Annotated in this window: 1 pseudogene; it reads right to left on the bottom strand. The window is 69.7% G+C overall.

What is annotated here, in order from left to right:
* Window positions 1-290, bottom strand: a pseudogene (locus tag HT134_RS44465) (NERD domain-containing protein); the annotation flags it as partial.

The following is a 290-nucleotide window of genomic DNA, read 5'->3' as shown; positions in this document are numbered from 1 at the left end:
TCCTCGTCGGTCAGCGCCCGCTCGCGCTTGGTGATCCACTTGCGGGCGCGCCCGCCCTCGTAGACGTCCACGCCGCGGATCGTCATGATCTTCCAGGGCACGGCCGGGCCGTCGATGGCCAGGGAGGGCACGACCTGCACGTCGCGGCCGTACGCCTTGCTGATCAGCTCGCTGGCCGCCGACGCCTCCATCTTCGCCTCGGCGAGCCGGGCCTTCTTGTCGACCGGGCCGTGGAAGAGCTTCTTGCCCATCTGCACGCGGACGGGCAGCTGCTTGTCCCACTTCTCGGA

Source organism: Nonomuraea rhodomycinica (genome assembly GCF_013363995.1).
In the GTDB taxonomy this organism is placed as follows: domain Bacteria; phylum Actinomycetota; class Actinomycetes; order Streptosporangiales; family Streptosporangiaceae; genus Nonomuraea; species Nonomuraea rhodomycinica.
This window is presented reverse-complemented; position numbering and strand designations above follow the sequence as displayed.